At 63.3% G+C, this 12,494-nt stretch carries 12 protein-coding genes; 2 read left to right on the top strand and 10 right to left on the bottom strand.

Features of this window, described 5'->3' with window-relative positions:
* Position 1 precedes the first annotated feature (1 nt).
* The 8 genes from metA to guaA form a co-directional block, all read right to left on the bottom strand.
* Complete coding sequence (metA, locus tag B2P87_RS15090) at positions 2-919, bottom strand: homoserine O-acetyltransferase MetA (RefSeq protein WP_141890221.1); 918 nt, start codon at positions 917-919, stop codon at positions 2-4.
* A gap of 59 nt (positions 920-978) precedes the next feature.
* A complete protein-coding gene (locus B2P87_RS15085; RefSeq protein ID WP_141890222.1) occupies positions 979-1,842 on the bottom strand; it encodes an ATPase in 864 nt (287 codons plus the stop codon).
* A gap of 55 nt (positions 1,843-1,897) precedes the next feature.
* Positions 1,898-2,812, bottom strand: a complete 915-nt coding sequence (locus B2P87_RS15080) for a DMT family transporter (protein WP_141890223.1) — start codon at positions 2,810-2,812, stop codon at positions 1,898-1,900.
* Positions 2,813-2,931: 119 nt separating this feature from the next.
* Positions 2,932-4,065, bottom strand: a complete 1,134-nt coding sequence (locus tag B2P87_RS15075) for an OmpP1/FadL family transporter (RefSeq protein WP_141890224.1) — start codon at positions 4,063-4,065, stop codon at positions 2,932-2,934.
* A 103-nt stretch (positions 4,066-4,168) separates the two neighbouring features.
* Positions 4,169-5,047, bottom strand: coding sequence for a DMT family transporter (locus tag B2P87_RS15070; protein ID WP_141890225.1), 879 nt, complete (start codon positions 5,045-5,047; stop codon positions 4,169-4,171).
* Between the two features lie 77 nt (positions 5,048-5,124).
* Complete coding sequence (locus tag B2P87_RS15065; protein WP_244940799.1) at positions 5,125-5,964, bottom strand: glycosyltransferase family protein; 840 nt, start codon at positions 5,962-5,964, stop codon at positions 5,125-5,127.
* 18 nt (positions 5,965-5,982) lie between these two features.
* Positions 5,983-6,672, bottom strand: a complete 690-nt coding sequence (locus tag B2P87_RS15060; RefSeq protein ID WP_141890226.1) for a sulfotransferase family 2 domain-containing protein — start codon at positions 6,670-6,672, stop codon at positions 5,983-5,985.
* A gap of 145 nt (positions 6,673-6,817) precedes the next feature.
* Complete coding sequence (gene guaA, locus B2P87_RS15055) at positions 6,818-8,380, bottom strand: glutamine-hydrolyzing GMP synthase (RefSeq protein WP_141890227.1); 1,563 nt, start codon at positions 8,378-8,380, stop codon at positions 6,818-6,820.
* Between the two features lie 243 nt (positions 8,381-8,623).
* Here guaA and B2P87_RS15050 point away from each other — a divergent pair, with 243 nt between their 5' ends.
* Positions 8,624-10,171, top strand: coding sequence for a trimethylamine methyltransferase family protein (locus B2P87_RS15050; RefSeq protein ID WP_141890228.1), 1,548 nt, complete (start codon positions 8,624-8,626; stop codon positions 10,169-10,171).
* Positions 10,172-10,184: 13 nt separating this feature from the next.
* Here B2P87_RS15050 and B2P87_RS15045 read toward each other — a convergent pair whose 3' ends face one another.
* Entirely contained in the window at positions 10,185-10,544 is a 360-nt protein-coding gene (locus B2P87_RS15045; protein ID WP_141890229.1) for a DUF6477 family protein, read from the bottom strand.
* 234 nt (positions 10,545-10,778) lie between these two features.
* Here B2P87_RS15045 and B2P87_RS15040 point away from each other — a divergent pair, with 234 nt between their 5' ends.
* Positions 10,779-11,852 (top strand): DUF6456 domain-containing protein, encoded by a 1,074-nt coding sequence (locus tag B2P87_RS15040; protein WP_141890230.1) that lies wholly within the window; start codon positions 10,779-10,781, stop codon positions 11,850-11,852.
* A 75-nt stretch (positions 11,853-11,927) separates the two neighbouring features.
* Here B2P87_RS15040 and B2P87_RS15035 read toward each other — a convergent pair whose 3' ends face one another.
* On the bottom strand, positions 11,928-12,389 hold the full coding sequence (locus tag B2P87_RS15035; RefSeq protein ID WP_141890231.1) for a cupin domain-containing protein: 462 nt from the start codon (positions 12,387-12,389) through the stop codon (positions 11,928-11,930).
* Positions 12,390-12,494 lie beyond the last annotated feature (105 nt).

Here is a 12,494-nt window from a genome sequence, read left to right as displayed (position 1 = left end):
CCTACCGGCCGATCTGATCCAGCTCATATGGCGTGGTCTGGTAGATCTCATTGATCCAGTTGCCATACAGAAGATGCGCGTGGCTGCGCCAGCGGTTCTGCGGCTGCTGGCTGGGATCATCGTTCGGATAGTAGTTGTCCGGCACGTTGATCGGGGTGCCATTGGCCACGTCGCGGTCGTATTCCTGCTTCAGCGTATCACTGTCGTATTCGAAATGGTTGAAGATATAGAGCGCCCGGTGCGCCTTGTCCTCAACCAGGCAGGGGCCGACCTGATCGCTGCCCAAGAGGGTGCGCAGCCCCGGGGCCGCGTCGATCTCTGCCTGTTTCATTTCGGTCCAGCGGCTGACCGGGATCACGAAATCATCCGAAAACCCGCGCAGGTACGGCGAGGCCGGCGCCAGGTTCCGGTGCCGGAAGCAGCCGAACGCCTTGTGGTCCAGCATGTGCTTTCTGACGCCATGGAAATGGTTGATCATCGCCATGCCGCCCCAGCAGACGCCAAAGGTCGAATGCACGTTGGTCTGAGTCCACTCGAACACCTCCTGCATCTCGTCCCAATAGGTGACTTCCGGGAACTCCAGATGCTCGATCGGGGCGCCGGTGATGATCAGCCCGTCAAACTTCTCGTGCTTCACGTCCTGGAAGGAGTGATAGAACTCCTCCATATGCTCAGCCGCGGTGTTCTTGGTCTGATGCTCGGTCATCCGGATCAGGCTCAGCTCGATCTGCAGCGGCGTGGCGCCGATCAGCCGGGCAAACTGGTTCTCGGTCTGGATCTTCTTGGGCATCAGGTTCAACAGCCCGATGCGAAGCGCCCGGATATCCTGGCGCGCCGCCTGATCCGGCGACATGACCATCACGCCTTCGTTCGTCAGAACGTCATAGGCGGGGAGGTCTGCTGGGATCTTGATGGGCATGTCACTGTCCTGATTTGCGGAAGGGTGTACGATATAGCGGAAGCTGAGAAATAGGCGGCTTAGCTGCGGGCCTCAAGGGCGGAGGCGATCAAATCCACGAAACCGGCCTCATCCTTGACGGCTGAGATCTGGTCGGCGGTGACAGTGATGCCCCAATTGTCCGCCATCGCCTGATAGCGCGGCTGGCGGTGCGCCAGCGCCTGGGCATAGGTCCAGCGGATAAAGGCATCGGGGTCCACATCGCCCTCAGCTATGCCATTTTCCTTGAGATACTCTTGCCAGACACGGTCCAGGAACTGCGGCTGATAGGACATCGGCTTGGGGGCGCGGTCGAACCGGCGCACCAGCTCCTCGGTATGCGCCTCGTCGCCCTTGATCCAGACCATCAGCGTGTGCTTGCTGAGCTCGGACATGATCTGGTCCTGGGGATCGTCCACATCCACCCATTCGCAGATCGACCCGCCGGTATCGCAGATGAAGTTCGGATAGCCATAAAGCTGCTGCGCGCGGTCTTCGAAATATTCGGTGTCCAGCAGCGCGCGGATCTCCGCGACCCGGAACTGCTCCTGCCGCCGCTTGTATTCCGCGATCGGCAGCCCGCCCTTGGCCACATCGCCCGGCTTGCCCAGATAAGCCGCGACCGGTGTCAGGTTTTCAAAGGTGATGTTGGAGCCGATGAAGATCGAATCCGACAGCAGCAGCTCCCGCAGGAACGGCACTTTCATCGCCTCGGCCTTGGCGTTGTCGGCGATGTATTCGCCCATGTAGCGGGTGCCGATGCGGTAATCGACGGAGTAATGGAACCAGCTGCCGGCCCCGCGCAGTACATTGCTGACATAGGTTTTGCCAAGCCCGGACATGCCAAAGAACAGCACCCGTTTGTTCGGCGCCGCGCGCCAGTCCTGTGCGGAAGAGTAGAGCATTGATTATGTGGTCCCTGAAGGTTTCAGGCCTTGCTAATCCTCTGCGCGGGCTGGGTCAATTCCGTGCGCGCTTGCGCCGCAACCGGGGCTTGCCGTTCAGGATCAGCAGCCCCGCCGCCAGCAGGGCAAAACCGGCATAGGCCTGCGGTTTCAGCGCTTCGCCCAGCACCGCGGCGCCCAGCACGATGGCGACCGGCGGGATGATCAGCGTGACCAGCATCAGGTTGCCGCTGCCCGCCAGCCCCAGCACCCGGTAATAGAGCAGATAGGCCCCGGCAGTGGCGATCAGCGAGAAATAGGCGATGGACATCCATGTGTCCGTTTCCAGCGCCAGCACCGGAGGCCCGTCAATCAGCAGCGCAGCCGGTGCCAGGCACAGGGTTGACCCCGTGAGCATCCCCGCCGCCGCCACCTGCGGCGGCAGGCCCGACAGGTGCAGCCGCGCCCAGGCGCTGGCAAAGGCATAGGATACCGTGCCCGCCAGCACCGCCAGCTGCGCCGTGCTGCGGATGTCAAAGGCGGCAAATTGCTCCAGCCCGATGGCCGTGGCCACGCCCAGGAAGCCAAGGGCGACCCCCAGCGCCTTGCGCGCCGTCAGCCGCTCATCGGCAAAGGCCAGGGCCGCCACGATCACCCCGAACACGGCCGTCGCCGCATTCAGGATCGAGGTGAGGCCGGTTTCGATATGCAGCTGCCCCCAGGCCATCAGCCCGAAGGGAATCACGTTATTGAGCAGCCCCATCACCAGGAACGCCGCCCAGACCCGCGGCGCCCTTGGCACCGGCAGCCGCATCAGCAGTACGGCGGCCCACAGGACCAGCGCCGCCCAGCCGCAGCGGTGCAGCACCAGGGTCACAACGGGGATTTCATCCAGGGCGATGCGGATCGACAGAAACGATCCGCCCCAGACCGCGCCGAGCAGGATCAGCTCGGCCCAGGCGCGGGGGGATATGGTCTTTTGCGGGCTCATGCACCTCAGCTAGCGTGCGGGCGGACGCCAAGCGACCCGTTTCTTGCGGCAAAAGAAAACCCCGCCCTGAAAGGGCGGGGTGTAAGCTGTCTCTGTTCAGGCGGAAGCCTGCCAGCGGATCAGAAGTTGTAGCCGACCTTCAGGCCAAAGCTGACAGCATCGTTGTCTTGGAAGTTGGTGACCGGGTTGCCGCCGGGAGAAGCGACCGCGTCGCCCAGCTGGGTATAGCGGATGCCGGCAGAAATGGTCATGTTGTCCTGCTTATAGCGCACGCCAAGCCGGATCGCCTCATACCCGTGGGTCGGCGCCAGCGGCGACACCAGATCGTCGCCGTCCACATCCGCATAGATAAACGCCAGCGACCCGGACCAGTTCTCGTTGAAGCTGCGGCCGATCCCCAGCGTGTAGGTAAAGGAATCGTCCAGGTCGATCAGGTCACGGCCCAATCGCGCGGGAACAAGGTCTGTCACGCTGTGTTCAGCCCAGCGGATGCCGCCGAACAGCAGCGTGTCTGCTGCGATGCCGGTCTGGAAGTCCAGGTTTACTGACTGCGGTGTTTTGGTCGTTGTGGAAGTGTTAGCGTTCAGGACAGGGGCCCCGGCAAAAGTCTCGTTCAGGTCGAAATCATGCTCGATTTCAGAGCTGTAGGTGAGCGCTGCGCGCAGAGCGATCTCCGGGATCTCATAGGCTACGCCGGCCACCCAGCCAAAAGCGCCGTCCTTATTGACATTCACGTTGTAAGTGCCGCCGGGAATGGCGCTATAGGCGAGACCGGCCAGATTGATTTCGCCATCAATCTCCTGATAGCGGATACCGCCATGAACGCTGAAACGCTCATTGAATTTGTAGCGCAAGAGGGCGGTGATCGCATTGGAGTCCGCCTGCGCGGTGGTCCCGCCAAGCAGCAAAGAGCCGGTGGTCGGGTAGTTCACGTCCACACCCCAGGGCTGATCGAAGATCAGGGCGAAGGACAGCTGTTCGTTGAGGTCCCGCTTATAGCCCGCACCGAACATGTTGAACCGTTCGCCGACATCGCCGGTGGCGGATTGAAACGGGTTAAGCGGGGTGCCATCGCTACGAGTGGCGCGGTCATTGCCCGACAGGTCCACGGATGTGGTCGCGAAGGAGAATTCGGCGTAGTTGCCTTCTTCAAAGATAATCCCAATCGGCTGGCCGGTGCGGTCAAGGCCGCTGGCCATGGCAGGCCCGGACACCAGCGCCAGAGCGGCGGTTGTTGCAAGATAGCGTTTCATTGTTCCTCCCTTGGTAGCGGCCTGAGCGGACCGCTTTACGCGAAGGTAATAGGGCAGAAATCCGCAGATCAACCGTAACCAAGCGGCAACTAGCGTGAAACCTTCAGTTGCGGGCGGACCTGACGGGATTTCCGGCAACAATGTTGAGGTAATTCGCGATGCAGATGATGGCAGCGCCGCTCAGCACCCAGGCATCCAGCGCCTCGCCGTAGATCACCATGCCCAGGATCGCGATTGCGGGCAGGCGGGCGAAATCGATCGGCACCACGACGCTGGCGGGGGCCAGCGACAGGGCGGTGGTCAGGCAGAAATGCGCGGTGAGCCCGGCAATGCCGATCAGCACCAGCCAGGGCAGGGTGGAGGAATCCGGCAGCGCCATGTCGCCGTCCCATCCGGCTGCCAGCAGACCCATCACAAGTTGCATCGCCGTCAGCCACAACAGGATCGAGGCGGTCGTCTCGTGCCGGGTCAGCCGTTTGGTCAGGATCGCGGTGAGGGCAAAGAAGATCGCGCAGCCGGCCGCCGCGGCGAGGCCCAGGTTCACGGTGTCCGGACTGGGGCGGGCAACGATCAGGATGCCGGCAAAGCCCAGGCCAACGGCCAGCATCCGCCGCCGGGTCAGGGTCTCGCCCAGCAAGAGCGGCGACAGGATGATGACCCAAAGGGGCGAGGTGAACTCCAGCGCGAAAACCTGCGCCAGCGGCACCAGCGTCACCGCCAGGAACCACAGGTTCTGGCCGGTGAAATGGACCGTGTTGCGCAGGAGATGCACGCCCAGCCGGTCCCGCCGCACCTGATGCCAGCGTCCGGTGGCCGTCAGCACCGCGGCCACGATCAGCAGCCCGACCATGCTGCGGTAGGTCATGATCTCGAAGGTGTCCAGCGTCAGCCCGGCCTCGCGGCCCGCGATGGCCATGGCGGAAAAGGAGACGATGGCGCCAATCATCCACAGGGCGGCGGTGAGCGAGTCCGGGTTTTGCATGGCAGTCCTCCCGGCGCCGAGGAAGTCGCCATCCGGCGCCGGCGTCAAGGGGAATTGCGCCCGGGTGTCCCGGCAGCTTAGAGGATTTCCCGCAGCAGCACCGCCTGGGGATGACGCTCTATCGTTTCCTTTGCCTTGATGCCCAGCCGGGCCAGCCGCGCCTCGTCCTGCAGAACCGCGGCAATGCTTTCAGCAAGGTTTTCGTAAGGGCTGCACAGCAGCCCTTCGCGGTAGCAGTCATCAATCCGGGTCGTGGGGTTCACCTCGGCAGCAACGGGCACGCCGTTTGTCATCAGATAGAAGGTACGCACGATCTCGAAAATCTGCGTGTCATAGTAGTGAAGATTCAGCACGATCCGCGAACGGGCGATCCAGGCATCCCGGGCCGCTCCGTAAATGCCGGACAGCACCTTCACCCGCAGGCCGCGGGAGATGAGATCTTCAAGCACGTGCTTGCGCCGCTGGTTTATGCAGCCATAGAACAAAACATCGACATCGTGCTCATCCTGCTGGGGAATCCGGCACAGCTCCTTCTGAAAGCCCAGCTGGAGTTTCTCCACGCGCTTCACGCCGAAGTCTTTGAGGTAGCCGACATTTGCATCGCTGTAGTCCCACAGCGTGAAATCGTGAGAAAACCACTGCAGAATATTCTGGTTCCAGCTGCCGGGTGTTGCCCCCAGCTGCTCGGTGTTGAGGATAGTGGTGCCGGGCGGCATCTGCGCGGCCATCGCGGGGTTCAGAAGGTGTACGCCAATCACGATATTGCGGGCGGAAGGGTCGATACCATTTTTCCGCAATGCCGCCTCGTGGCCGAGGTCGCGCAATGCGTAGAGCAGCACGTCGGCAATCTCGTAGAATGCGCCCGAATGGACGTAATTCTGAGGCTCGACCAGGCAAATACTGTATTTCTGTGTCATGGCGCAGCCGACCAACCGTTAGCTGGCAACTGCTTCGGGCAGCTGCTGTGCGGCAGACGGCCGCTGATACTGGAAATTGTCGAAATCCATGCCATAGAGTTTCTCTGCAATGGCCAGGCCCTCGTCGCTCAGCGCCAGATCGCCGCGGTCGAACCCTTCAGGCAGACGCAGGTGATTGCTGTGTGTCATCGGGTGGCTGGCAGGGTTGCCGAACAGCGCCGCATCGATGAAGGCCTTGGCCTTTTCCGCGCCGTTCTCCTCAAGCTTGAAAACCTGATAGTTGGCACCGGGATAAAAGAAACCCGATTGCGGGAAGAAATGGCCGTCCATCCAGCCCTTGGTCAGGACATTCTCCAGCAGGGTGGTCTTGACGAACTGGTCCAGGGTCTCGTCGCTGCCGATCCGGCGCTCGACCAGCCGCTGGAATTTATAAGCGCTTTCAAGACGGGCGATGGGGTGGCGCACAATGGTGAAAAACGCAGTGAAGAAATCCTTGGGAAACAGCCGCGAAAGGGATTCCCCGTCAATGTGCTGAGGCGAAGAGATGTTCCAGTGCCTCTGCTGAGGCGGGCTGATCACATACTGTTCGTCGAGGAACGCCAGGCTGACGCCGTTCAGGCCCTGGACATACCGTTCGATGGATGTGCCGCCGCACTTTGGAATATGGGCGAAGTGCAGCAGCACGTCTTTGTATTTGATCACGGGCATTTTGCGCCTCCATTTGCCTTAAAGCAGATGACCGCCGGCTTCGGACCGGCGGCCAGGTGTTCCGCTCAGGATGGCGCAAATTGTTTAAACGTTCTTTAAAACAGGAGCGGTTTCACGCCTGCTTCACAAGCCATGCAAGCCCGTATCATTCCCACTCGATGGTGCCCGGAGGCTTCGAGGTGATGTCGTAGGTGCAGCGGTTGATGCCCTTCACCTCGTTGATGATCCGGGTGGCGGTTTCGCCCAGGAACTCGTGGGTGAACGGGTAGTAATCCGCGGTCATGCCGTCCACCGAGGTCACCGCGCGCAGGGCGCAGGCATAGTCGTAGGTGCGGCCGTCGCCCATCACGCCGACGGTGCGCACCGGCAGGATCGCCACAAACGCCTGCCAGATCTCATCATAAAGTCCGTGCTTGCGGATCTGGTCGATATAGACGGCATCCGCCTCGCGCAGGATGTCCAGCTTCTCGCGGGTGATCTCGCCCGGGCAGCGGATCGCCAGGCCCGGCCCCGGGAAGGGGTGGCGGCCGATGAAGCTCGCGGGCAGGCCCAGCTCATGGCCCAGGGCGCGCACCTCGTCCTTGAACAGCTCGCGCAGCGGTTCCACCAGCTTGAGGCCCATCTTCTCCGGCAGGCCGCCCACGTTGTGGTGCGACTTGATGGTGACAGACGGCCCGCCCGAGAAGGAGACCGATTCAATCACATCCGGGTAGAGCGTGCCCTGCGCCAGAAACTCGGCGCCGTCGATGGTGTCGGCGTGTTTCTGGAACACGTCGATGAACAGCTTGCCGATGATCTTGCGCTTGGTTTCCGGGTCCGACTGGCCTTCCAGCTCGCCCAGGAACAGCTCGCTTTCGTCGGCGTGGATCAGCTGGATGTTGTAGTTGTCGCGGAACATCTTCACGACTTCTTGCGCCTCGTTCTTGCGCAGAAGGCCATGGTCGACAAAGACGCAGGTCAGCTGGTCGCCGATCGCCTCGTGGATCAGCACCGCCGCCACCGAGGAATCGACGCCGCCGGACAGGCCGCAGATCACCTTCTTGTCGCCGACCTGCTCGCGGATCAGGCGGATCGCTTCGTCCTTGTAGGCGCCCATGGTCCAGTCGCCGGTGAAGCCCGCGATTTTGACGAAGTTCTCATACAGCGTCTTGCCGTTCGGGGTGTGGTGCACCTCGGGGTGGAACTGCACCGCAAAGAAGTTGCGCTCCAGATCGGCGGTGATCGCAAAGGGCGCGTTGGGCGAGGTGCCATAGACCTCAAAGCCCGGCGCGATTTTGGAGACATGGTCGCCGTGGCTCATCCAGACCTGCTCGCGCTCCTCCAGGAACCAGCCGTTCAGCAGCGGGATGCGCTCCTGGCTCGGGGTCACGTAGGCGCGGCCGAATTCGGCGGTGCCGTGGCCGCTGACCACCTGGCCGCCGAGCTGGTGCATCATCACCTGCTGGCCATAGCAGATGCCCAGGATCGGCACGCCATAGTCGAAGATTTCCTGCGGCACACGCGGCGATCCCTCGCGGGTCACGCTGTCCGGTCCGCCCGAGAAGATCACCGCCTTGGGCGCCAGCTCGCGCACAAAGTCCATGGTGACATTCTGATAGGGGTGGATTTCGCAATAGACGTTCAGCTCGCGCAGGCGGCGCGCAATCAGCTGCGTGACCTGGCTGCCAAAGTCGATGATGAGAAGGCGGTCATGGGATGTCTCTGTCATGCACGCGCCATAGGGCAGGAACGCATTTTCCGCAAGGGGGTTTGGTGCTTGGCCTGCGTTCGGCCCGGTTTTTCAAGGCGGTGCGCCCTGTAACCCGCGCAAGCTCTGCCAAACTCCGCTGCCGCGGTGGAAAATGCCCCGCCAATGTCGCTTTTCAACTTGAATGGCCGCAATCCTGCGGCGCGGGGCGGCGCGGTGGCTATAATACCCTTCGCAATGAAATGCCTGTGGTGAGGATAAACCATGACAGAAGCAGCCCCGCGCCGTCGTGCCCGCGGTTCCGGCGGCGGCGCCGCCCGCCGCGCCGAACGCACCAGTGTCAAGATCGAGACCGTAAAGTACATCGAGCGCAATATCCCGAACTTCGAAGTCCTGAACGACGAAGCGCTGGAGATCATCGAGTACAACGCGGAAACCATCCTGGAAGAGGTCGGCGTCAACTTCGTTGACAACCCGGCGGCGCTGGAGCGCTGGCGCGCGGCGGGCGCGGATGTGCAGGGCGAGCGTGTGCGCATTCCCCGCGGCCTGGCCCGCAAGCTGTGCGAAACCGCGCCTGCGGAATTCACCCAGCATGCCCGCAACCCCGAGAAATCGGTGGTCATCGGCGGCCGCAACATGGTGCTGGCGCCGGTCTACGGCCCGCCGTTCGTGCGCGACGCCAATGGCGGCCGCCGCTATGCGACCATGGACGACTTCAACAAGTTCGTGAAGTTGGCCTATATGTCCAAGTGGCTGCACCACTCCGGCGGCACCGTGTGCGAGCCCACCGACATCCCGGTGAACAAGCGCCACCTGGACATGCTGATGGCGCATATGACCCTCAGCGACAAGCCGTTCATGGGCTCTGTCACCGAACCCAGCCGCGCCCAGGACTCCGTCGACATGGCCGGCATCCTGTTCGGCAAGGACTTCGTGCAGAACAACACAGTGATGACCTCGCTGACCAACATCAACTCGCCGATGACCTTCGACGACGTGATGATGGGCTCGCTGGAAGTCTACGCGCAGAACATGCAGGCCTGCATCATCTCGCCGTTCATCGTCGGCGGCGCCATGGCGCCGGTGTCGGTTGCGGGCACCCTGACCCAGGTGCTGGCCGAGGTTCTGGCCGGCATCGCCTACAGCCAGCTGTGCCGGTCCGGTGCGCCTGCGATCTTCGGCGCCTTCGTGTCCTCGATCGACATGAACTCCGGCGCGCCGACCTTCGGCACCCCCGAGGCGTCGCTGGTCACCTACGGCGCAGGCCAGCTGGCCCGCCGCCTGGGCGTGCCGTTCCGCTCGGCCGGCTCCTTCTGCGGCTCCAAGCTGCCGGATGCGCAGGCGGCTTATGAAACCGCCAACTCGCTCAACATGGGCCTGCTGTCCGGCGTTAACTTCATGCTGCACTCCTGCGGCTGGCTCGAAGGCGGCCTTGTTGCGGATTTCGAGAAGTTCGTGATGGACGCCGACCAGCTGGGCACCCTGCACGGCCTCGCCAAAGGCATCTCGGTGGACGAGAACGGCCAGGCGATGGAAGCCATCCGCGAAGTCGGCCCCGGCGGCCACTACCTCGGCTGCGCCCACACCCAGGCCAACTTCAAGTCGGCGTTCTGGAAGTCCGACCTGCTGGATTACAAGCCGTTCGAGCAGTGGGAAGAGGAAGGCAGCCGCGACACCTATGCGCTGGCCACCAGCCGGGTCGAAAAGCTGCTGGCCACTTACGAGCAGCCGGCCATGGATCCCGCCATCAAGCAGGCGCTGGAAGAATACGTCGCCGAGAAAAAGGCCTCGATGCCCGACGCGTTCATGTAAACGCCTGAAAAAATCAGGGGCAGGGGGGCGTACCCTCTGCCGCACTGGAACGGCGGTCCGCAGGGGCCGCCGTTTTTGCATCCCCCGGACGTCCCGCCGCGCGCAGGCAGGCCGCTTCACCCGCCAGCGCGATCAGCACATCCACATGGCGGATCAGGGAATAGCCCGCTTCGCCCGCCGTGCGCGCGGCATTCAGGGCGCTTTCCATATCCAGAAGCCGCATTACCGCGGCGGCGGGTTTCGGCAGTGTCCCATAGCCCAGGATCCGCCGCAGATCGCGCTGGCGGCAATAATTTGCGGCGCCCAGACGGGCCGCCCTGGACAGAATCCGCGGACGGCGAAGCAGCGAGACCCGGGTGACTACATCCTGCATTGTCCTCTCCTTTTTCATTCTCTGTACCGGACCTGCTATAACACAACCTATCGTGGTGTTGCGGAGAGGGCGCTACCGGCGAACGGTCCGTTTTGTGATGATTATTCATTTTCTGGAAACAATAGCGCCTGATCTGAATTTCTTTTCAAAACCAGTCGGGTGACCGTGGAGGAGCCTTCGGGCGCGGTGAGCGCGGCCGGCGGGCGGGCCCGACTGACGACCGGGGGTCTGAAAATGCAAAACCTACCGCACGCACCCTTGCCTGGCTGGGTGCCGCTTGAGACATGCCGTTATCTTCAGCACACGGAGGCGGGCCGCCCGATCCGGCAGCTGGCCCGCAAAGCCGGGTGCCACCCGTCCACCATCCTGCGCCAGGTGCGGCGGGTGGAAACCCTGCGGGACGACCCGCTGATAGACGAGGTGCTGACCTATCTTGCCGGCCGCTATCAGGCCGACGGCGCCGCCAAGGCAGGCGCGGCTGCGGACAAGCCCGCGGCGCGCGGCCTCACTGCCGGGTTCGAGCGCGAGGCCGCCAGCGTGCTGACCCTGCTCAGCCGCGGCGGCGCGGTTCTGGCTGCCGCCGAAGGGATGGAAATGGCGGTGGTCGTGCGGGAAGGCCAGGACAGCGACGGCCAGAAGGTGGCCGTGTCCCGCCCGCTGGCCGGGGCGCTGGCGCTGACCGGGTGGATCACCTGCTCCCGGCGGGGGCGGATCAGCCGTTATGCGATAACGCCTGCCGGCCGCACCGCCCTGAAACGGATCATCGCCGACCAGGAAAACCGGGCCAGGGCGCGGCTGGAGGGCGGCTTTGCCGAGGCGCAGGCGCCGTTTCTGGCCCCGGACGGCAGCGGCCTGCCGGGCTCTGTCCGCAAACCGCGCTATGGCACCTCGGAAACCCCGCTGGAGATGCTGGCGCGGCTGTCGGACAAGGACGGCAAGCCGTTCCTGTCCTCCGCCATGGTCCGCGCGGGCAAGCGGCTGCGCGAGGATTTCGAGCTGGCCCAGATCAGCAGCCATCTGATGCAGGAGACGCTTTATTTCACGCCGGGCAGCCGCGCCCTGCGCAGCAACAGCCACGAGGCGGGCGCCGCCGCGCAGCAGCGGATGACGGAGGCGCTGCAGAAACTGGGGGCGGGGCTCGGCGACATCGCCCTGCGCTGCTGCTGCCATCTGGAAGGCCTGGAAACCGCCGAGCGCAGCCTGGGCTGGCCGGCCCGCTCCGGCAAGGTGGTGCTGCGCATCGCGCTGCAGCATCTGGCGGATTACTACGGCGAAAGCAGCGCCTGCGAGGCAGAGCTGATCGGTTAGGGCCGCGCTGGCAGGCCGGGCAGGTCAACCGCGGCGTCAGCGGCAGGGGGGGCGCTGCCGCAGCGCGTCAGCGTCCTACAGGTAAACGACGCCGAACCGTTCCTCAATCAGCTCAGGATCCCGCGCGCCGGACATGTTCTGCCGCGAGGTTTCAGCCATGAATTCCTCGGCCCAGTCGCCGGGGAAGATATAGCTGATGAGCTTCGCTTGCGACTGGCCGGTATTCCTCATGAAATGCGGCACGCCGCGCGGGCAGTGGACGCTGCCGCCTGGGCCGAGCGTATGGGTCTCGCCGCCGATCCTGGCTTCAAGCTGCCCCTCGATGACGTGAAACGTCTGGTCTTCCCATTTGTGGAAATGCTCCGGGATGACCGCACCCGGCGCAACCACGCCGTTGGTGATCACGTATTCCGACCCCGTGGCTTCTTTGCCGACCACGATCCCGGTGAATTCATCCTCGGCCATCATGTAGTTGCGGCTATTATCCCAGCTGGCAACAACAGTTTCCTTGACGGTTCCGGTTTGCTTGCGCGTCATCTTCTACTCCTCTGCGGCGACGGGGGCCTGTGTCCTGCACTTGGCTGCCGGACAGTGAACGCGATGCGGCCGCAGGTCAAAAATTTTCCAATGCCGGCAGCACCA

This window comes from Leisingera sp. UBA4491, from assembly GCF_002388965.1.
Classification (GTDB): domain Bacteria; phylum Pseudomonadota; class Alphaproteobacteria; order Rhodobacterales; family Rhodobacteraceae; genus Leisingera; species Leisingera aquaemixtae.
This window is presented reverse-complemented; position numbering and strand designations above follow the sequence as displayed.

Coding starts and splice junctions, on each gene's coding strand:
- metA (WP_141890221.1), bottom strand. CDS start 919: ATGCCCATCAAGATCCCAGCAGACCTCCCCGCCTATGACGTTCTGACG.
- B2P87_RS15085 (WP_141890222.1), bottom strand. CDS start 1,842: ATGCTCTACTCTTCCGCACAGGACTGGCGCGCGGCGCCGAACAAACGG.
- B2P87_RS15080 (WP_141890223.1), bottom strand. CDS start 2,812: ATGAGCCCGCAAAAGACCATATCCCCCCGCGCCTGGGCCGAGCTGATC.
- B2P87_RS15075 (WP_141890224.1), bottom strand. CDS start 4,065: ATGAAACGCTATCTTGCAACAACCGCCGCTCTGGCGCTGGTGTCCGGG.
- B2P87_RS15070 (WP_141890225.1), bottom strand. CDS start 5,047: ATGCAAAACCCGGACTCGCTCACCGCCGCCCTGTGGATGATTGGCGCC.
- B2P87_RS15065 (WP_244940799.1), bottom strand. CDS start 5,964: ATGACACAGAAATACAGTATTTGCCTGGTCGAGCCTCAGAATTACGTC.
- B2P87_RS15060 (WP_141890226.1), bottom strand. CDS start 6,672: ATGCCCGTGATCAAATACAAAGACGTGCTGCTGCACTTCGCCCATATT.
- guaA (WP_141890227.1), bottom strand. CDS start 8,380: ATGACAGAGACATCCCATGACCGCCTTCTCATCATCGACTTTGGCAGC.
- B2P87_RS15050 (WP_141890228.1), top strand. CDS start 8,624: ATGACAGAAGCAGCCCCGCGCCGTCGTGCCCGCGGTTCCGGCGGCGGC.
- B2P87_RS15045 (WP_141890229.1), bottom strand. CDS start 10,544: ATGCAGGATGTAGTCACCCGGGTCTCGCTGCTTCGCCGTCCGCGGATT.
- B2P87_RS15040 (WP_141890230.1), top strand. CDS start 10,779: ATGCAAAACCTACCGCACGCACCCTTGCCTGGCTGGGTGCCGCTTGAG.
- B2P87_RS15035 (WP_141890231.1), bottom strand. CDS start 12,389: ATGACGCGCAAGCAAACCGGAACCGTCAAGGAAACTGTTGTTGCCAGC.